General features: G+C 43.1%; 1 pseudogene. It reads left to right on the top strand.

From position 1 onward, the window contains the following. Positions 1-371, top strand: a pseudogene (locus tag GFC01_RS17965) (porphobilinogen synthase); the annotation flags it as partial. Positions 372-485 lie beyond the last annotated feature (114 nt).

Here is a 485-nt window from a genome sequence, read left to right as displayed (position 1 = left end):
GTCCGTTCCGTGATGCAGCACATAGTACACCGCAGTTTGGAGATCGTAAAACATATCAAATGGACCCTGCAAACCGTTTAGAGGCTCTAAGAGAAGCGCAATCTGATGTAGAAGAGGGAGCTGACTTCTTGATTGTTAAACCATCTCTTTCTTACTTAGACATTATGCGTGATGTGAAAAATGAATTTACACTCCCTGTTGTTGCTTATAATGTGAGCGGAGAGTATGCGATGGTGAAAGCCGCTGCTCAAAATGGCTGGATTTCTGAAAAAGAGCTTGTTCTTGAAATGCTGACAAGCATGAAACGTGCAGGAGCAGAACTCATCATTACGTATCATGCAAAAGATGCAGCAAAATGGCTCTCAGAATAAAGAACGGATAGACAGGAGGACGTTGAAATGGGACGTAGCTATGAAAAATCAAAGCAAGCATTTGAAGAAGCACAGCATTTAATGCCTGGTGGTGTCAACAGCCCTGTACGTGCA

It is taken from the genome of Desulfofundulus thermobenzoicus (assembly GCF_009428905.1).
Taxonomy (GTDB): domain Bacteria; phylum Bacillota; class Desulfotomaculia; order Desulfotomaculales; family Desulfovirgulaceae; genus Desulfofundulus_A; species Desulfofundulus_A thermobenzoicus.
Note: the sequence above shows the minus strand (reverse complement) of the source record. Positions and strands in the feature narration are given on the sequence as shown.